This window comes from Boseongicola aestuarii, assembly GCF_900184815.1.
In the GTDB taxonomy this organism is placed as follows: Bacteria; Pseudomonadota; Alphaproteobacteria; order Rhodobacterales; family Rhodobacteraceae; genus Boseongicola; species Boseongicola aestuarii.
Map to the genome: position 1 here is coordinate 420,022 of NZ_FXXQ01000002.1, position 18,170 is coordinate 438,191.

16 protein-coding genes are annotated in these 18,170 nt (G+C 59.6%); 2 read left to right on the forward strand and 14 right to left on the reverse strand.

Annotated elements, in window-relative coordinates; translation table 11 throughout:
• Positions 1–17: 17 nt before the first annotated feature.
• From BOA8489_RS05095 to BOA8489_RS05150, 12 genes are all read right to left on the reverse strand, one after another.
• Entirely contained in the window at positions 18–344 is a 327-nt protein-coding gene (locus tag BOA8489_RS05095) for a hypothetical protein (protein ID WP_245813667.1), read from the reverse strand.
• Positions 328–1,377 carry a hypothetical protein gene (locus tag BOA8489_RS05100; protein WP_093972891.1) on the reverse strand — a complete coding sequence of 350 codons (1,050 nt, stop codon included), beginning with the start codon at positions 1,375–1,377 and terminating at the stop codon, positions 328–330. The genes BOA8489_RS05095 and BOA8489_RS05100 overlap by 17 nt, the downstream gene beginning before the upstream one ends.
• Complete coding sequence (locus BOA8489_RS05105) at positions 1,374–1,778, reverse strand: hypothetical protein (protein WP_093972892.1); 405 nt, start codon at positions 1,776–1,778, stop codon at positions 1,374–1,376. The genes BOA8489_RS05100 and BOA8489_RS05105 overlap by 4 nt, the downstream gene beginning before the upstream one ends.
• Positions 1,775–3,265 carry an FAD-binding oxidoreductase gene (locus tag BOA8489_RS05110; RefSeq protein ID WP_093972893.1) on the reverse strand — a complete coding sequence of 497 codons (1,491 nt, stop codon included), beginning with the start codon at positions 3,263–3,265 and terminating at the stop codon, positions 1,775–1,777. The genes BOA8489_RS05105 and BOA8489_RS05110 overlap by 4 nt, the downstream gene beginning before the upstream one ends.
• 31 nt (positions 3,266–3,296) lie before the next feature.
• Positions 3,297–4,085, reverse strand: a complete 789-nt coding sequence (locus BOA8489_RS05115; protein WP_093972894.1) for an exodeoxyribonuclease III — start codon at positions 4,083–4,085, stop codon at positions 3,297–3,299.
• 275 nt (positions 4,086–4,360) lie between these two features.
• Positions 4,361–5,227: a DMT family transporter gene (locus BOA8489_RS05120; RefSeq protein ID WP_245813668.1), complete on the reverse strand. Its 867-nt coding sequence runs from the start codon at positions 5,225–5,227 to the stop codon at positions 4,361–4,363.
• A gap of 267 nt (positions 5,228–5,494) precedes the next feature.
• On the reverse strand, positions 5,495–5,887 hold the full coding sequence (locus tag BOA8489_RS05125) for a F0F1 ATP synthase subunit epsilon (protein WP_093972895.1): 393 nt from the start codon (positions 5,885–5,887) through the stop codon (positions 5,495–5,497).
• Between the two features lie 13 nt (positions 5,888–5,900).
• Positions 5,901–7,325 (reverse strand): F0F1 ATP synthase subunit beta, encoded by a 1,425-nt coding sequence (gene atpD / locus BOA8489_RS05130; protein WP_093972896.1) that lies wholly within the window; start codon positions 7,323–7,325, stop codon positions 5,901–5,903.
• Positions 7,326–7,346: 21 nt separating this feature from the next.
• Entirely contained in the window at positions 7,347–8,222 is an 876-nt protein-coding gene (locus BOA8489_RS05135) for a F0F1 ATP synthase subunit gamma (protein WP_093972897.1), read from the reverse strand.
• A gap of 28 nt (positions 8,223–8,250) precedes the next feature.
• Positions 8,251–9,789, reverse strand: a complete 1,539-nt coding sequence (atpA, locus tag BOA8489_RS05140) for a F0F1 ATP synthase subunit alpha (RefSeq protein ID WP_093972898.1) — start codon at positions 9,787–9,789, stop codon at positions 8,251–8,253.
• Complete coding sequence (locus BOA8489_RS05145; RefSeq protein ID WP_093973057.1) at positions 9,790–10,350, reverse strand: F0F1 ATP synthase subunit delta; 561 nt, start codon at positions 10,348–10,350, stop codon at positions 9,790–9,792. It abuts the gene before it with no gap.
• 295 nt (positions 10,351–10,645) lie between these two features.
• Positions 10,646–11,392, reverse strand: coding sequence for a methyltransferase domain-containing protein (locus BOA8489_RS05150; protein ID WP_093972899.1), 747 nt, complete (start codon positions 11,390–11,392; stop codon positions 10,646–10,648).
• Between the two features lie 63 nt (positions 11,393–11,455).
• On the opposite strand from BOA8489_RS05150, the gene gloB reads away from it, so the two are divergent.
• Positions 11,456–12,220: a hydroxyacylglutathione hydrolase gene (gloB, locus tag BOA8489_RS05155; RefSeq protein ID WP_176440213.1), complete on the forward strand. Its 765-nt coding sequence runs from the start codon at positions 11,456–11,458 to the stop codon at positions 12,218–12,220.
• 175 nt (positions 12,221–12,395) lie between these two features.
• Positions 12,396–14,726: an ATP-dependent Clp protease ATP-binding subunit ClpA gene (clpA, locus tag BOA8489_RS05160; RefSeq protein ID WP_093972901.1), complete on the forward strand. Its 2,331-nt coding sequence runs from the start codon at positions 12,396–12,398 to the stop codon at positions 14,724–14,726.
• A gap of 233 nt (positions 14,727–14,959) precedes the next feature.
• Here clpA and BOA8489_RS05165 read toward each other — a convergent pair whose 3' ends face one another.
• Both BOA8489_RS05165 and BOA8489_RS05170 read right to left on the reverse strand, forming a co-directional pair.
• Positions 14,960–16,924: a peptidoglycan -binding protein gene (locus tag BOA8489_RS05165; RefSeq protein ID WP_093972902.1), complete on the reverse strand. Its 1,965-nt coding sequence runs from the start codon at positions 16,922–16,924 to the stop codon at positions 14,960–14,962.
• Between the two features lie 3 nt (positions 16,925–16,927).
• Positions 16,928–18,121 carry a biopolymer transporter ExbB gene (locus BOA8489_RS05170; protein ID WP_093972903.1) on the reverse strand — a complete coding sequence of 398 codons (1,194 nt, stop codon included), beginning with the start codon at positions 18,119–18,121 and terminating at the stop codon, positions 16,928–16,930.
• Positions 18,122–18,170 lie beyond the last annotated feature (49 nt).

The window sequence follows — 18,170 nt, forward strand, 5'->3', positions numbered from 1 at the left end:
GGGTGGCGATTGGTTTTTCAGCCTGATTGCCTAGCCAAGAGCTGTGCCTTTTGTGCTTTCGTCAAGGGCAAGCACCCTGTCAATCCTGCCGGAAGGACAAGCCAGGCTCCGGCGTCGTAAAGCGCCCGCGTGCCGCCCGTCGCGTTTACGACCGTCAGCCGAAAGCGCTCGAGGGCAAGAATGGACGTGTCGTCTGGCAGGTCTGCCAGCAGCTCGGGCGATGGGAAAAAGACCACAGCAGCGGGGGCAACGTCGGAAAGAAGCATCACTGTCGCCATGATTGCGATCCAGCCGATAAAGACCACGGCCAACGCAAAGGCAGTGCGCTTAATAGTCGTGAACATGTTCCAAGGTTAGTCCATTCAGGTCACGCAAGCGAGCCGCGAGACCTGCGACAGGGACGACAATCAGATGGCGGAAGTCCGCATAACCCTGACGCGGAAAGCTATTGATGGCGCCTTCCGCAGAGGGCTTCTCTGAAAGGGCGGTAATCAATATCTCATCGTTTCCTGCAATCTCAAGGATATCAGCCCCATCCAGCGCAAGTCGTTCGAGTATACGCGTATAAACGCGGTATCGCTCGGTTTCGATTTCAATTCCGTCGCCAAGCGGGCCGATAACCGTGACGCCTTCGATCTGAGACAAGTCCTGTGTGGACAGGCCGGAGACGACCGATCTGAGCCTTGGCTCGTCTGTCCCGACCTCGGCAACCGCAGCCGCAATCACACGGGCATAAGCGGCCTTGGCCCGGTATTCAGCGCCAAGCGCAAACCGGCGCTCCTTGTCGCGAAGGCTGCCGCCCGCAGACTGACGCAGAGCTTCGGCATCAGCAGCGAAATCCCATTTGTACCAAGGGTTTTGCTGCAGGAAAGCGGCGTATTCAGCCGCTTGTGCGGCGCCGAGATCATCCAGCGGTGCACGCGCGGACCCACGAAGCAGTACGGCCAGTCGTCCGAGTGTTTCCTCATAGCCAGCCTTTGCAAGCAGTTCGACGGTGAAGCTGACCCCGATTGTGTAAATCGTGGCCTTTGTCTCTACGGTGACACCGCCCATGCTGGCCGCAGCCTGCGTGAGCGGGCAAAGCGTCGTCCAGAATCCGGAGATTGCGCGAAGATAGGCGAAGTCATGCGGTTCACCTTCCGCGATGACAGCGGCGTAGTCGTCATAAGCGTGCACGATGTGCCATTCGGGATAGGTCAAAAGAGTGCGGCTTTCGGCGCGGCGCCATTCCGGGGCGATCAGGGGCTGCTGTCCGGTCTGATCGATTGTATCACCCCGGCAGGCGACCTCGACGTAGACCGGAGGAGCCGCGAGCGCGATTACAATGACGCCTAGAGCGAGCAAAAGCCGCCTGAGCCACCGCCAGACGAAGTTCATCTGCTGCGTCCCACAAACATCCCCGAGGCCAGTGCGATGCCACCAAGGCCGATATGCGGCAGGTTGGCCAGAATCTTGAAACCGAATGGCAAGTTCTGGAAACCATAGTTGAAGATGCCGAAGTCGAGGTAGCCCGAGCCCGTGATCAGACCGAGAAATCCATCTCCGAAGTAGAGTGTTCCGAATATCAGCAGGAACTGCCGGGCGGCGTGGCGGGACATAAGACCCGCAACCAGCGCCCAAATCGCCGAGGCCAGATGCAGAGCGTCGTCAAAGATATCCAGCGCAAATACGCCGAACGCGACACCGTCGGCGTCCGTGACGCCCGGTATATAATTCAGCGACGCTGCGCCAAGCAGAACGACGAAGAAACCAACGGCGATCTTCTGCTGACTTGTCATGCCATATCCGCCAGATAACGGTCCCAGAAACCATTACGGAACACCAGATCGGGGTCGTAGAATTTCTTTTCGGTCACGAATGTCTCGGCGTTGGGATAAGCCCGCCGAAACTGGTCGGCCGTCGCATGTGGCCGATACGGCAGATAATAAGTACCACCCATATCCAAAACGCGGTCGATCAGATCGCGTGTCATGCGAGCGTGGTCGGCTTCCGCGCGCTGTGTCATTTCCTGGCTGAAAAGCATCACACAGGCGATGCGCGGGGCGGGTGCATAGGACAACACGCTTTCCGAGTCACCACCGACGTAGCGCAGCGTGATATTCAAGAGTTCTTGATAGCTGGAGGGGATAACCTCCTGACATGCGGTCACAAAATCGACGAAACGTCCCGGAGGCACAAAATACTCATGCAGGATGTCCGTGCGCGTCGGGTCGTTGTCATCCAGGGTCGCAACCGGCTCGTTGATCAGCGAATTGCGGGTCACCGACCCACCTGCGATTGTCGGACCAATGCCGGTCTCGAACAGCCACCGCAGATCCTTAGCCGTCTCATTGCCGACCTGCGCGCGGAAGACGTGGCGGGACAACCGGCTGAGGGTGCTGGAACCACTGTCAGGAGGAACAAAGCTTTGGTCCTGTGCCTCGCGGTAGGTGATCATCATGGCGTCTTCGAAGAAAGTCTCGCGGTCGACGTTCAGGCGACCATAGGCCATGTTCACGTCTCCGGATTCGATGGTGCCGACAAAAAACTGCGCAAAGTCCCGCGACGGCATTTTACGGAATGTCGGTTCAAGATTGATGTTGGGTTCGGTTTCGACCTCCAGTTCGATGACCGCCCCGGTGAGGCCGTAGCCGCCCATCGTGGCGAAGAACAGAGGGGCGTTTTCGGTGCGGGAACAACGCACAAGCTCGCCGTCGGGGCGCACCATGAAGATGCTGCGCACGGTGGCACCCATGGGGCCGTGGGGGACTGGCCACCCGTGGGCATTGACGCAGAAGGTCGCCGCGACCCCAAAGTCGTTGTTGGACTGCATGACCTTCGGGCCGAATCCAAGTGGGTCAAGCGCACGGATAACGTGGCTCCACCGGGCACCAGCGTGGACACGATAGGTCTGGTCTCCGGCGTTGATCTGGGTGAAGCCGTTGTTGAACGTCATGGCATGACCGCCCGCCGGAATGGCGTGACCGCCCATCGAGTGACGGGCTGCGCCGATGTTGACAGGTCGGTTGTTTTCACGAGCTTCGGTGATCTCGGCACGTATCTTGTCGGCAAGGATTTCGGTCGGATTTTCAATCGCGATCGTATGGCGGAAGATCTGGGTTTCGTTGAGAAAACTGGCGTCGTTCAGCGTGCCCTCTGCACCCGTGGGTTGCAGGGGTGTGGTGCCTGCGAGGGAGGGGCTTTTAGAGGAGAATTTGGCGCCTGCAATCCCTCCTATGATTCCGCCGCCGGCCAGCAGGATCGCGCGTCTTGTCAGTTCGCCCATTTGTCGTCCTTCTTCCTATGCGACAAGCGTACTACAAATCGAATGTGGCAAAAACCGGGGCGTGGTCGCTTGGTTGGTCCCAGCCGCGGGCGGCGCGCAACACGCGGCTGCCGTGGCCTGCGTTGGCAATGTCGGACGTGGCCCAGATGTGGTCGAGACGGCGACCCTTGTCGGCGTCATCCCAGCCCGGCGAACGGTAGGACCACCAGCTGTAGAGTGGGCCGTCGGGGATATCCTGGCGGGTGATATCGACCCAGTTGCCCGAGTCCTGGGTTTCGGCGAGGTGTTCAACCTCGATGGGGGTATGGCTGACGACTTTCAAAAGTTTCTTGTGATCCCAGACGTCATCCTCACGCGGCGCGATGTTCAGATCGCCGACAAGAATGGCTTTCTTCGGGGCTTGAGCGTGGAAGGCATCGCGCATTTCGGTGAGGTAATCGAGCTTTTGGCCGAATTTCTCGTTAATCGCGCGATCGGGTTTATCGCCGCCAGCGGGGACGTAAAAGTTATGGATTGTCAGACCGTTATCGAGTTTCGCCGCAACGTGCCGAGCATGATTTAGCGATGCATAATCTTCGCCTCCGGCATCTGTAAGGGGCAGTTTCGACAGGATCGCGACGCCGTTGTAGCCCTTCTGGCCGCGGGCAACCATGTGGGTGTAACCGAGGGCCTGGAAGGCCTCGAACGGGATCTTGTCGACGGGGGATTTGCACTCCTGAAGGCAGAGAATATCCGGCGATTCCTCCCTCAGAAACTTGCAGACGAGGGGTTCGCGCAGGCGCACGGAGTTGATGTTCCAGGTGGCGAGAGTGAAGGACATAGGCGCTCCGGGCGAGAGGATTTTCGATGGCGACTTTAACAAGACGCTGCGTCAGGGACCACGGACAATTGTGCGTGCGGTGTGGGAGACCCTGCAAACGAAACAACATGAGGAAAAAGATTAACGCGCCTGTTTTCAAGGGGTTTTGGGTGAAACGGGCAACGTCGGTACAACGTCGGTATCACGTCGGTATTACGTCGGTGCGACCGTTCTGGCTGTTCTTGGTGCGTTAACTCGGGCGCGCGGGGCGGTGACAGGGGGTTAACGCCTGCCGGTTAAGGTGCAGGTGAGGGCGTGGGATCCTGAACAACCTGAGTTTCGCGGTACCAGACATAGATCCCCGCGACTGCGATCAGGAGCGCGCCAAGGTAGGTAAATCCGTCCGGATATTCGGCAAAGATGATCATTCCCCAGAATATCGCGAAAAGCAGCCCCACATAGGAAAACGGTGCAATCGCACTTGCCTCGGCCGCCATATACGCACGGATCAGGCAAAAATGCCCAAGCGCCCCAACGCCGCCCAGTATCATCATCAGGAATGCCGCGAGCGGGTCTGGCCGCACCCAGAAGAACGGGACGATCAGGCTTAGAATGATCGCGCCGAAGGCCGCTGTGTAGAACAGTGAGGTCCATGCATCTTCGTCGCGTCCTACGAAACGGGTCGCAAGCGCATAGCCTGAATAAGCGACCGCCGCACAGAGAGGCAGGAAGGCCGCCGCTGAAAAGACTTCGGTGCCGGGCCGGATGATGATGAGCGCGCCAATCAAGGCGACCGCAACGCCAAGGGCGCGACGCGGACCGAAGCGTTCGCCCAAGATAAGCGCGGCTCCGAGTGTGATCAGGACCGGGTTCAACGACATGATCGCGGCGGCATTCGCCAGCCCGATTGTCACAAAACCGAAGAAGAAACAGGTGGTGGCAATGAGCAAGAGAACAGAGCGCAGAAGTTGCAGTTTTGGATATCCAGTCTTCAGGACCTTTCGAATGCGCGGGGCAACCAGAAAAGTCACCGCGACGGTCTGTCCGGCATAGCGCGCCCAGATCGCCATAACCGTGTCAGTGCGGTGGGCGACTTCCTTGGCCATGGCGTCAAGGACGCTGAACAGGAACATCGTCAGAATGATCAGCAAAATGCCCTGCACCGTGCTACTTCGCTTTGACCACGGTATCATATGAGCGCCCGCGCAGATATCCTGAAGACCATCCAAAGTACTCCGCGAGTTGGCCGAGATGTGCTTCACTCATGTGCGGGCGGCTGAGAAGATGCAACCCTTGACTTGTAGGTGGGCCTTGGTCGCTGTTTGATGGAGCCGTGGTTTCTGCGAACCGCTTCCTGGCGTCGTTTGAAGCGCATCAACGAAAAAGGGCCCCAACGGGGCCCTTTGTCATTTCGTGCAACCTTTGCCGGCTTAAAGCGCGTCTTTGAGCGCCAGCAGATCAGCCACGCGCTTGGCCGCGGTATCGACCGCTTCGCCTTCGGCAGCGTCGCGGGCGGCTTCGGCTTTGGCGACGCGCTCGTCAAGGAACTCGGACGTAACTTCACCCTTGGGCAGAGCTTCTTCGGCCAGAACGCTTGTGCCTTCGGACGAGATTTGCGCGAACCCGCCGGTGACGACGAATTCCTGGAGTCCGCCGTCCATTTCGACCGAAAGCACACCGGGGCGCAGGGTCGTCACGGTGGCGGCATGGTCGGGCATTGCCGTCATGTCGCCGTCGGCACCCGGAATTTGCACCGCGGTCGCCTGACCCGAAACCAGACGGCGCTCGGGCGAGACAAGGTCGAATTGCATTGTGTCAGCCATTGGCTTTCACTCCTTAGGCGGCTTCAGCGGCCAGTTTTTCGGCTTTTGCTTTCACTTCTTCGATGCCGCCAACCATGTAGAAGGCTGCTTCGGGGAAGTGGTCGTATTCGCCTGCCACAACGGCTTTGAACGATGCGATTGTGTCTTCAAGCGGGACCTGAACACCGTCAGAGCCTGTGAAGACCTTCGCCACGTCGAACGGCTGGCTGAGGAAACGCTCGATCTTGCGGGCGCGGGCCACGGCCAGTTTGTCTTCTTCCGACAGTTCGTCCATGCCGAGGATGGCGATGATGTCCTGAAGCGACTTGTAGCGCTGGAGGATTTGCTGAACGTCGGTCGCGACTTTGTAGTGCTCTTCGCCGATGATCTGCGGGTCCAGAAGGCGCGATGTCGAACCAAGCGGGTCCACAGCCGGGTAGATGCCTTTTTCCGAGATCGCACGGTCAAGAACCGTGGTCGCGTCGAGGTGGGCGAACGATGTGGCCGGTGCGGGGTCGGTAAGGTCGTCCGCAGGGACGTAGACCGCTTGCACCGACGTGATCGAGCCGGATTTGGTCGATGTAATGCGTTCCTGCATGGTGCCCATGTCGGTGGCCAGCGTTGGCTGGTAGCCCACAGCGGACGGGATACGACCCAGAAGCGCCGACACCTCGGAACCCGCCTGCGTAAAGCGGAAGATGTTGTCTACGAAGAACAGCACGTCGGAACCCGTGTCATCGCGGAACTGCTCGGCCAGTGTCAGGCCGGAGAGTGCGACGCGCATACGTGCTCCCGGAGGCTCGTTCATCTGGCCGTAGACCAGAGCGATTTTCGAGTCGCTGAGGTTATCGGGAGTGATAACGCCGGATTCGATCATCTCGTGGTAAAGGTCGTTGCCTTCACGGGTCCGCTCGCCAACGCCGGCGAACACGGACACACCCGAGTGCACTTTGGCGATGTTGTTGATCAGTTCCATGATGAGAACGGTTTTGCCAACACCCGCACCGCCGAAGAGGCCGATTTTTCCGCCCTTCGTGTAAGGCGCAAGAAGGTCGATGACCTTGATGCCGGTTGTCAGGATTTCAGTGGCGGTCGACTGCTGATCGAAGGCCGGGGCGTCGCCGTGGATGGCGCGGCGCTCGGTTGCTTCGACCGGGCCTTTTTCGTCCACTGGTTCGCCGACGACGTTCAGGATGCGACCCAAAGTTGCGGTTCCGACGGGGACCGAAATCGGCTCGCCCATGTCGGTGACGATCTGGCCGCGAACGAGGCCTTCGGTCGCGTCCATCGCAATGGCACGAACGGTGTTCTCGCCAAGGTGCTGTGCGACTTCCAAGGTCAGCTTGTTGCCGTTGTTGTCGGTTTCAAGCGCGTTCAAAATTTCGGGCAGATCGTCGTCGAACTGTACGTCAACAACAGCGCCAATGACCTGGGTCACTTTGCCTTTTGCGTTTGCCATATCTCTGGTCTCTCCGGTCGTTTAGAGCGCTTCCGCGCCCGAAATAATTTCAATCAACTCGTTCGTGATCACAGCCTGACGCGAACGGTTGTACTGGATGGTCAGGCGGTCGATCATATCGCCCGCGTTGCGTGTTGCGTTGTCCATGGCGCTCATCCGGGCACCCTGTTCAGACGCTGCGTTTTCCAAGAGGGCCGTGAAGATCTGCGTTGCGATCCCGCGGGGCAGAAGATCCGCGAGGATTTCCGTCTCGTCAGGTTCGTAGTCGTAGATCGTCGCCTCGCCGGCGTCCTCGGTTTCTTCGAAGGTCGCGGGAATGATCTGCTTTTCAGTCGGGATCTGGCTAATGACGGTCTCGAACTCGGAATAGAAGATCGAGGCAACGTCAAATTCGCCAGCGTCAAAGCGGGTCAGAACATTTTCCGCCACGCCCTGCGCATCGGAGTAACCGAGGCGTTTGACGTCGCTGAGGTCAACATGTCCGACCAGATGGTCGCTGAAGTCGCGGCGCAACTGCTCGCGACCCTTCTTGCCGACAGTCAGGATTTTCACCGTCTTGCCTTCGCTGACCAGCTTGGTGGCGGCCGCTTTCGCGATCTTGACGATCGACGAGTTGAAACCACCACAGAGGCCGCGTTCCGCGGTCATGACGACCAGCAGATGCGTTTTGTCCGAGCCCGTGCCGCTGAGCAGCTTGGGCGCGCTGTCGCTGTCGCCAACGGACGAGGCAAGCTCGGCCATGACGGCGTTGAACCGCTCGGCGTAGGGCCGGGCCGCGGCGGCAGCTTCTTCGGCGCGGCGCAATTTCGCTGCGGCGACCATCTGCATGGCCTGCGTGATCTTCCGGGTCGATTTGACCGAGTTGATCCGGTTTTTCAGGTCCTTGAGGTTGGGCATCTATCCCTGTCCTTCCGGGCGTTCAGTCTTAGGCGAAATCGTTGGCGAAGTCTTCGATCGCGGCTTTGAGGCGGTCCGCCGCATCGCCTTTGATCTTTGGATCGTCGTTGGTGATCCAGTCCATGACATCGCTGTGTTTCGCATGCATATGCGTCAGAAGACCTTTTTCAAACCGGCTGACGTCGCTCAGTGCGAGCTTGTCGAGGAAACCGTTCGTGCCGGCGAAGATCGCGACAACGATCTCGGCGTTGGTCAGTGGCGAATACTGCGGCTGCTTCATCAGTTCGGTCAGACGCGCACCACGGTTCAGCAGGCGCTGGGTCGAGGCGTCGAGGTCGGAACCGAACTGCGCGAACGCTGCCATCTCGCGGTACTGAGCGAGCGACAGTTTCACCGGACCAGCAACCGACGACATGGCGGAAGTCTGAGCGCTTGAGCCCACGCGAGACACCGACAGACCGGTGTTCACGGCAGGGCGGATACCCTGGAAGAACAGTTCTGTTTCGAGGAAGATCTGACCATCTGTGATCGAGATCACGTTGGTCGGAATAAATGCCGAAACGTCACCGCCCTGGGTTTCGATGATCGGCAGAGCCGTCAGCGAGCCGGAGCCATTGTCTTCGTTCAGCTTGGCCGAACGTTCCAGAAGACGGGAGTGAAGGTAGAAAACGTCGCCCGGATAGGCTTCACGTCCTGGTGGACGGCGCAGAAGCAGCGACATCTGACGATATGACACGGCCTGCTTGGACAGGTCATCGTAGATGATCAGAGCGTGACGGCCATTGTCACGGAAGTGCTCGGCCATCGCGGTTGCGGCGTAGGGTGCAAGGAACTGCATCGGCGCCGGGTCGGAAGCGGTTGCGGCAACGACGATTGAGTACTCGATCGCGCCGCTTTCTTCGAGGCGCTTCACAAGCTGTGCAACAGTCGAACGCTTCTGGCCGATTGCGACGTAGATGCAGTAGAGCTTCTTGCTCTCGTCGTCGCCAGCGGCTTCGTTGTAGGATTTCTGGTTCAGGATGGCGTCGAGCGCGACGGCTGTCTTACCGGTCTGGCGGTCGCCAATGATCAATTCCCGCTGGCCACGACCGATCGGGATCATCGCGTCAACGGCTTTGAGGCCAGTCGCCATCGGTTCGTGAACCGATTTACGTGGGATAATGCCGGGGGCCTTCACGTCTGCAACGCGGCGCTCGGTGGTTTCGATCGGACCTTTGCCGTCAAGTGGGTTGCCAAGGCCATCAACAACGCGACCAAGAAGCGCGTCGCCCGATGGAACGTCCACGATCGAGTTCGTGCGCTTGACGGTGTCGCCTTCCTTGATGTCCCGGTCGGAACCGAAGATCACGATACCGACGTTGTCGCTTTCCAGGTTCAGCGCCATGCCCATGATGCCGCCGGGGAATTCGACCATTTCACCGGCCTGAACGTTGTCGAGGCCATAGACGCGGGCGATACCGTCGCCGACACTGAGCACGCGGCCAACTTCGGCCACTTCTGCTTCTTGACCAAAGTTCTTGATCTGGTCCTTCAGGATCGCAGAAATCTCTGCTGCTTGGATCGCCATTTATCCGACCTCTTTCATGGTGTTCTGGAGTGCTGCGAGCTTGGAAGCGACCGACGTGTCGATCATTTTCGAGCCCACTCTGACAATAAGACCGCCGATGAGGCTTTCATCGACGGTTACATTCATCTTCACATCTTTGCCGACAGACGCTTTCAGCGTTTCGGCAAGTTTGGTTGTTTGTGCTTCGCTGAGCGCGCGGGCAGTTTTCACATCGGCTGTGACTTCGCCCTTTTCGTCCGAGATCAGGTCGCGCAGGACGGCCATGAGGTTCGGCAACACAAAGAGGCGGCGCTTGGACGACATCAGCTTGAGGGTGTTGGCGACGGTGTCGCTGAGGCCCATTTTGGCGGCGAGGGCGGCGATGGCCCGGCCCTGTTCTTCCCGGCTGTAGATCGGCGAGTGGATCAATGCACGGAAGTCGTCGCTGTTCTTCAGCGCCCCTTCCAGCGTCTCGATATCGCGCTCAAGCGCGTCCAGCGCGCCGCCGTCCTTGGCCAGCGCAAACACGGCTGACGCATAACGGGCTGCAATACCGGTCGAGATTGACGATGATTCTGACACGAGACCCCTTCCGCGTAGTTCTTTAATTTCTTTGCGACACAGGGCCAAAACAGATTTGGCCGAGCCGCGCATCCCAAGCCTGGTCGCGCGACCAAGCCTCAAAATCAGCGGTGATGTAGCAGAGCCCGTTTGACCGGGCAACCGGGTAGTCAACATTGCCCGAAAGGCTCGGATTGAGCAAAATCAGACACTTAGCCAAAGGTGCGACGGTTTGCGCAATTCTAAGTCACTGAAAAGTCCCAACGAACGCATTTTTATCGCGCGAGTCAGGGGGGTATCAGGCCCGATTACGGCGTCAAACCGGCTTTGGCCCTGGTTGTTTCAGGCCGTCGAGTACACGAAGGGGGCGTCGCATCGCTTCGCTCAGGCCCGCGCGCGGGGGTGCGGGCACCTGTTTTCTGACCTCGACCATCAAGACGCCCCCCGCAAAGCGGTTCGACACGCGGCGACCGAGTTTTTCCCACATATGGCCGGTCTTCCGCCAGAAAGGTGTAGCGCGCGGCGGCTGGTAGAGGGCTGCGACGTGGCGCGATGGCGGCAGGCCGATGGCTTTCAGTTGGCCTTCGAGCTGGCCAAGGCTGTAGGGGCGACCAAACCCGAAGGGCGTTCCGTCTCGGCGCGCCCAGAGACCGGCGCGGTTGGGCACGATGAAAAGCGCGCGGCCCTCGGGCGCAAGCGCTCGGTAGCATTCGTCCAGCAGGGCAATCGGATGTTCGCTTGTCTCAAGCCCATGCATCACGACCAGTTTGTCGAGGCTGTCAGTCTCGACGGGCCACTGCGTTTCTTCGCAGAGCACCGACACGTTGTCCTTGTCCGCAGGCCAGGGCATGACGCCCTGCGGACCGGGCATCAGGGCCGTCACGCGGCGGGCGTCGGCCAGATAAGGGCGCAGCAGCGGCACAGCAAAGCCGAAGCCCGCGACGGTTTGACCCTTGGCAGATGGCCACAGGGCCGTGACCTGTTGTCGTATGGCTTCCTGCGCACCGCGCCCTAGTTGGGTTCGGTAGTAAAAAGTTCTAAGATCGAGCACATCGAGGTGCATTACGCTGTGCCTTCTTCTGGCTGAAACATTCTGGAAACCATAAAGGGTTAAACGGGCATTGCCATGACATTTGAACTTGTCACGATCGCGACCGAAGCAGACAACTACAATTATCTGCTGCACACCGAAGACAAGACCGTTCTAGTGGATGCCCCTCCGGGCGTCGATCCAATCATGGAGGCGCTGGTCCAGCGCGGCTGGGGGCTGGATGAGATCTGGATAACGCACCACGATTGGGATCATATCGACGGTGTCGACATCATGCGCGAGCGTTTCGGCGCGCGCGTTCGCGGGTTTCGCGGCGATGCGCACCGGTTGCCCGAACTGGACGTCGCCCATGACGATGGCGACAGCTTCGATTTCGCGGGTTTTGCCGTCACGGTCATGCATGTACCCGGCCATACCGAGGGCCACGTCGCCTACTACGTGCCGCAGGCGAATGTCGTTTTCACGGCTGATACGCTTATGGCGCTTGGCTGTGGCAAGACCCCGGAAAGCGGCCTGCACCAGATGTATCACAGCGTGACCCGTCTGGGTGCCCTGCCCCCGGAGACGGTGATCTGTTCAGGACATGAATACACCCTTGCGAACGGCAAGTTCGCCCTGACGATCGAACCAGACAACCCGGATCTGATCGAACGCATCGCAGGGGCCAAACAGACACGCGCCACAGGCAAGCCGACGGTTCCCACGACGCTTGACCTTGAACTCAGGACCAATCCTTACCTTCGCGTGGGATTGCAGAGCGTAAAAGATGCCCTAAATATGTCAGACGCTTCAGACGAAGCGGTCTTCGTAGAAGTGCGGCGCAGAAAAAATTCTTTCTAAAATGCCCGATTTACCCGCGATTTAAGGTAGAAAATACGTCACTCAGCGAAAATGTGATGTATCTCAAAGAAAAAAGCCTTGAAGCTCGGCGAAACTAACCGAAGTCTAATACTATGAGGCCAGGGTACGGTGGGGCCTTTCCCTGCCTGACCTCCAATGTAAAGGAGCACAGAGCGTGCCATCTTTTTCCAAGACGCTCGAAGATGCGATCCACGCAGCGCTGGCGATTGCCAATTCGCGCCGCCACGAACTTGCAACGCTGGAGCATCTGCTTCTGGCACTGATCGATGAACCTGACGCCGCAAAAGTGATGCAGGCCTGTTCCGTCGATCTTGAAGACCTGCGCAAGACGCTGAACGATTTCATCGATGAAGATTTGTCCACCCTGGTGACCGAAGTCGAAGGGTCGGAAGCCGTTCCGACCGCGGCGTTCCAGCGGGTCATCCAGCGGGCGGCGATCCATGTGCAGTCCTCGGGGCGCACTGAAGTGACAGGCGCGAACGTGCTGGTCGCGATTTTTGCCGAGCGCGAATCGAACGCGGCCTATTTTCTGCAGGCGCAGGATATGACGCGGTATGATGCCGTGAATTTCATTGCGCACGGTGTCGCAAAAGACCCGTCCTTTGGTGAAAGTCGGTCAGTCTCCGGTGCGCCGGACTTTGACGAGGAAGCACAGGCTACCAACGGCGCGCCCGAAGAGGACGCCAAGGAAAGCGCGCTTGCCAAGTATTGCGTCGATCTGAACGTGAAGGCCGAAAAGGGCGACGTCGATCCCCTGATCGGACGTCAGGACGAAGTCGAACGTTGCATTCAGGTTCTGTGTCGCCGCCGCAAGAACAACCCGCTTCTGGTGGGCGATCCCGGCGTGGGTAAAACTGCGATTGCAGAAGGTCTTGCGCGCAAGATCATCGCGGGGGAAACCCCCGAGGTCTTGCAGGGCTCGACCATTTTCTCGCTCGATATGGGCGCGCTTCTGGCCGGCACGCGGTACCGGGGCGATTTCGAAGAGCGTCTGAAGGCGGTCGTCAACGAACTGGAAGAGCATCCTGATGCAATCCTGTTCATCGACGAAATCCACACGGTCATTGGCGCTGGTGCCACCTCTGGTGGCGCGATGGATGCGTCGAACCTTCTGAAGCCTGCGCTTCAGGGCGGAAAACTGCGCTGCATGGGTTCGACAACCTACAAAGAATACCGTCAGCATTTCGAAAAGGACCGCGCCTTGTCGCGCCGGTTCCAGAAAATCGACGTGAATGAGCCGACTGTCGATGACAGCGTGAAAATCCTTTTGGGTCTGAAGCCCTACTTCGAAAAGCATCACTCGGTAAGCTATACGGATGACGCGGTGCGCACGGCTGTGGAGCTGTCTGCGCGTTACATCAACGACCGCAAACTGCCGGACAAGGCGATCGACGTGATCGACGAAGCCGGTGCGGCGCAGCATCTTGTGCCGGCCGACAAGCGCGTCAAGACGATCGACGTCACACAGATCGAGAACGTCGTGGCCAAGATTGCGCGCATTCCGCCCAAGAACGTCTCGAAGGATGATGCGGCAGTCCTCAAAGATCTGGACGCGGCACTGAAGCGCGTTGTGTTCGGTCAGGACAAGGCGATCGAGGCTTTGGCGTCCGCCATCAAACTTAGCCGTGCAGGTCTGCGCGAGCCTGAAAAGCCGATTGGGAACTACCTGTTCGCTGGGCCGACCGGTGTCGGTAAAACCGAGGTCGCCAAGCAATTGGCGGATATCCTCGGGGTCGAACTGATGCGCTTTGACATGTCGGAGTACATGGAAAAGCACGCGGTCTCGCGGCTAATTGGTGCGCCTCCGGGCTATGTCGGCTTTGATCAGGGCGGGCTATTGACGGACGGTGTGGATCAGCATCCGCATTGTGTGTTGCTCCTTGACGAGATCGAAAAGGCGCATCCCGATGTGTTCAATATTCTGCTGCAGGTCATGGACCACGGCAGTCTGACGGATCACAACGGGCGCAAGGTCGACTTCCGCAACGTTGTGTTGATCATGACGTCGAACGCCGGTGCGGCGGACATGGCGAAGGCCGCGATCGGCTTTGGTCGCGACAGGCGCGAGGGCGAGGACACGGCCGCGATCGAACGCACCTTCACGCCGGAATTCCGCAACCGTCTGGACGCGGTGATCAGCTTTGGTGCGCTGCCGAAAGAAGTCATCCTCCAGGTCGTCGAAAAGTTTGTGCTGCAACTCGAAGCGCAACTGATGGACCGCAACGTTCACATCGAACTGACGCGGCCTGCGGCGGAATGGCTGGCGAACAAAGGCTACGACGACAAGATGGGCGCGCGTCCTCTGGGGCGGGTCATCCAGGAAGAAATCAAGAAGCCTCTGGCCGAGGAATTGCTGTTCGGCAAACTCGCCAAAGGTGGCATTGTCAAAGTGGGCGTGAAGGAGGGCAAGCTCGACCTTCGGATCGAACACAAGACAAAGCGGATTTCTCCGAAGAAAAAGCCTCCGCTTCTGACGGCTGACTGACCCGCGCGAACCGCTTGAAGAAAAAACGCCCCGCCGAAACGCGGGGCGTTTTTTTCTTGCCCCCACAAAGGGGCGCTGCGCCTCGGCCTGAAAAGCCTCACACCGGGACTTCCTGACTCAAAGAAACACTCGCCCGTGCTCTTTCGGTCCGAACATCCGCGCCGGAGGCACCGCGACGTGCGGATGCACGGCGCAATAAATCGCGTGCGGAGGCGAATCCCTTCGCTCCGCTCTTAGCGCTCGGTCAGTTTGAGTTCTATCCGACGGTTCTGCGCGCGGGCTTCGGGCGTGTCGTCAGCATTGACAGGGCGGTATTCGCCGAAACCCGTGGCGGCCAGTCTGTCCGGAGGGAAACCGAGCTCTTCGGTCATGAACTTCACCACCGACAAAGCGCGGCCCTGACTGAGTTCCCAGTTGTCGGCAAACTCGCCTGACCCTCCCAGCGGGATGTTATCGGTGTGACCATCCACACGGATGATCCAGTCGATACTACTCGGGATCAGAGTGGCAACTTCGGCCAGGACATTTGCGACTCGCGCGATTTGCACCTGACCTTCCTCAGACAGGGTGGCGGACGCGCTTTCGAATAAGACCTCGGACGAAAACACGAAGCGATCTCCGACGATCTGGACTTCTTCGCGGTCCCCGAGGACCTGACGCATCGTTCCGAAGAACTCCGATCGGAAATCTTCAAGATCGGCGACCTGATTCTGCAGGCGTTCGGCCTCGATCCGCAGACGTTCGGCCTCGGCGGCCTCCAGTTCTGCGGCACGTTTGGCTTCCTGTGCCGCACGGGCAAGCGCGGTGTTCAGTTGCGAACCAAGTGCTTCGATGCGCACCTGCGCTTCGCTGTCGGCGTCTGCTGCCGCATCGAGAAGCGCCTGAAGCGACCCAAGCTCCGACCGCAGCGCTGCGACCTGCTGATTGAGCGCTTCGACTTCGCGCTGGCTTTGAGCGGACAGGGCTTCCTCTTCGGCCAATTGCTGGCGGGCCGTCGACAAAAGTGCTGCTTGGCGTTCCTGTTCGGTCAGAATTTCGGTCGCTGCGTTTTCCGCCGCAAGCCGGGCTGCCAGAGCCGCTGCAAGCTGGTCGCGGATCGCGGCAGTGTCTGCACTCGCCGCGCGCAGGTTGGCAACCTCGGCGGCCAGCGCCTCACGGTCAGCGAGTTCGGCCTCGCGGTTTTCGAGTTCCAGAAGAGCCGCTGCCAGACGGTCATTCAGTTCCGCCTCGACGGCATTCGCACCCGCCAAAAGGGTCAGCGTGTCTTCGGCCTTCTGGCGCTGCTCTTCGAGCGCCAACGACATGGCGGTCAATTCGGCATCGGCATTTTCAAGCCGCTCTCTCAGCGCCTCGGCGGCGGCCGCTTCGGCAAGGCGGGCCTGTTCTTCTTCGGAAAGTGCGCCTTCGGCATCCGCAAGCCGGGCACGCAGCGCTTCGGCGGCGGCCAGTTCGCGCAGCCGCGCCGCTTCGGCGCTTTCAAGTTCCGCCGTCAGCGATGCAGTACGGGCATCGGCTTCGGCCAGTGCGGCTTCCGTCGCCTCGGCGGCTTCCAGCGCCGCCAGCGCCTGCGAAAGCGAGGCTTCGCGCGTTTCGGCTTCCGCCCGAAGATCGGCAGTCAACGCCTCAAGGGCCTCGCGGCGTGCGGCGGCAAGGCGTGCGGCTTCGGTTTGCGCGTCAATCTCTGTACGGGCCTGAGCCAGCGCCAGTTGCAGCGCCTCCTGCTCGGAGATCAGCACTGCGCGCGCCGCTTCAAGGTCGTTGATGTCGGCGGCCAGTTCCGCGCCAAGCGCGCGCGCATCGTCACGCTCGGACAAGAGCGTCGCGACCTGCGCTTCGAAAGAGGCAATTGCCGCGTCGCGTTCAGACAGAGCCTGGGCCTGCTGGTCAAGTTGTCCGGTCAGGTTGCTAATCAGCACCGACTGCCGGTCGCTTTCGCTTTGCAGAGACGTCAGGTCGTCTTCCAGCCGCGAGGTTTGCTGCTGCGACAGACCAAGGGCGATCGACAGCGAGGTGACCTCGGCGGCGAGTTGGTCAAGTTCGGTTTCTTGTCCGGTAATCGTCTCGCGTTGCACGGCCTGCATCACCATGAAGATCGTCAGGACGAACATCAGGACCAGCAAGAGGGCGGTCATCGCATCCACGAAGCCGGGCCAGATCGACCCGGACATCCGTTGCGAGGATCGACGGGTCAGCGCCATGGCTTAATACGTTCCGCCAGAGCGATCACGGGCCAGATCGCGCACGGCTTTGGTCAATTGCCCGAGATCCGAACGCAACTCGCTCAGGGATTCCTGACGACCTGCGGACATTTCTTCAAGGATGCGCAGCATCTGAACATCCATCGAGCGCAGGCGCATCCGGCTTTCGGCATCAACCTGCCCCGTTCCTTCGGTCACGAGTGTTTCGATCGCTTCGCTCAGGCGTTCCTGACTGTGGATGACCGCAGACATGTCGGGGCCAGCGTTTACGTCGCCTTCGCCCAAACGGTCGGCAAGTCGCGATACAGCATTCGCCAGCATACCAAGGCGGTCTTCGGCGGCTTCGCGGCGCGAGGCGGCTTCTTCATAAAACGCCTGCATCTGGTCGAGACGTTCGGCCATGTGCTCGGACAATTGTGCGATTGCGCCTGTGTCGATTGCGGTTTCGCCGCCGCCTTCGTCTGCGGAATATCCGATGCGCGTGATGGTCGAGAGCCATTCTTCCAGCTCGCGGTAAAAGCGGTTTTGGCCGTGGCTTGCGAAAAGCTCAAGCAGGCCGACGACAAGCGATCCCGCAAGACCAAGGAGCGACGACGCGAAGGCCACGCCCATGCCGCCAAGCTGTGCTTCCAGCCCGGTCATCAGGCGTTCAAAGACCGCGACGCCGCTATCACCTTCTTGCGGCGCCAGCGAACGGATGGTGTCCACAACCGCCGGAACTGTGGTCGCAAGGCCGTAGAACGTACCCAAAAGGCCAAGGAAAATCAGCAGGTTGACAATATAGCGCGTGATATCGCGTGCTTCGTCGATGCGGGTTGCGACGGAATCGAGCACCGATCGGGTGGACGAAACGCCAAGCTGCATCCGGGCACCGCGTTTGCGCAGAAGGTTCGCCAGTGGCGCCAGCAATCGCGGCGCTGCGGTGAACTGATGCCCCGGACGGTCACGGGCGAATCCTTCGATCCAAATGACCGAACTGACAAGCTGGTAGACCTGCCAGAAACAGGCAAAGACGCCGATGACGAAAACAAAGGCTATGAAGCCGTTGAGATAGGGGTTCGCCAGAAAGACTGGCGCGACCTGGGGGTAGGCCACATATGCACCCGCGCCGACCAGTCCTAAAACGATCAGCATCGTCAGAATCTGACGATACGGTTGGGTGAATTGTAGCTCGACCTCGCGATCCGGTTTGTCCATTCGGGGGCCGGTCCTGACGCTGTTATATTTGGGGCAGAATAGGCGAAGC

Coding starts and splice junctions, on each gene's coding strand:
- BOA8489_RS05115 (WP_093972894.1), bottom strand. CDS start 4,085: ATGTCCTTCACTCTCGCCACCTGGAACATCAACTCCGTGCGCCTGCGC.
- atpD (WP_093972896.1), bottom strand. CDS start 7,325: ATGGCAAACGCAAAAGGCAAAGTGACCCAGGTCATTGGCGCTGTTGTT.
- gloB (WP_176440213.1), top strand. CDS start 11,456: ATGACATTTGAACTTGTCACGATCGCGACCGAAGCAGACAACTACAAT.
- BOA8489_RS05135 (WP_093972897.1), bottom strand. CDS start 8,222: ATGCCCAACCTCAAGGACCTGAAAAACCGGATCAACTCGGTCAAATCG.
- BOA8489_RS05095 (WP_245813667.1), bottom strand. CDS start 344: ATGTTCACGACTATTAAGCGCACTGCCTTTGCGTTGGCCGTGGTCTTT.
- BOA8489_RS05125 (WP_093972895.1), bottom strand. CDS start 5,887: ATGGCTGACACAATGCAATTCGACCTTGTCTCGCCCGAGCGCCGTCTG.
- BOA8489_RS05165 (WP_093972902.1), bottom strand. CDS start 16,924: ATGGCGCTGACCCGTCGATCCTCGCAACGGATGTCCGGGTCGATCTGG.
- BOA8489_RS05100 (WP_093972891.1), bottom strand. CDS start 1,377: ATGAACTTCGTCTGGCGGTGGCTCAGGCGGCTTTTGCTCGCTCTAGGC.
- atpA (WP_093972898.1), bottom strand. CDS start 9,789: ATGGCGATCCAAGCAGCAGAGATTTCTGCGATCCTGAAGGACCAGATC.
- BOA8489_RS05150 (WP_093972899.1), bottom strand. CDS start 11,392: ATGCACCTCGATGTGCTCGATCTTAGAACTTTTTACTACCGAACCCAA.
- BOA8489_RS05105 (WP_093972892.1), bottom strand. CDS start 1,778: ATGACAAGTCAGCAGAAGATCGCCGTTGGTTTCTTCGTCGTTCTGCTT.
- BOA8489_RS05110 (WP_093972893.1), bottom strand. CDS start 3,265: ATGGGCGAACTGACAAGACGCGCGATCCTGCTGGCCGGCGGCGGAATC.
- BOA8489_RS05170 (WP_093972903.1), bottom strand. CDS start 18,121: ATGGACAAACCGGATCGCGAGGTCGAGCTACAATTCACCCAACCGTAT.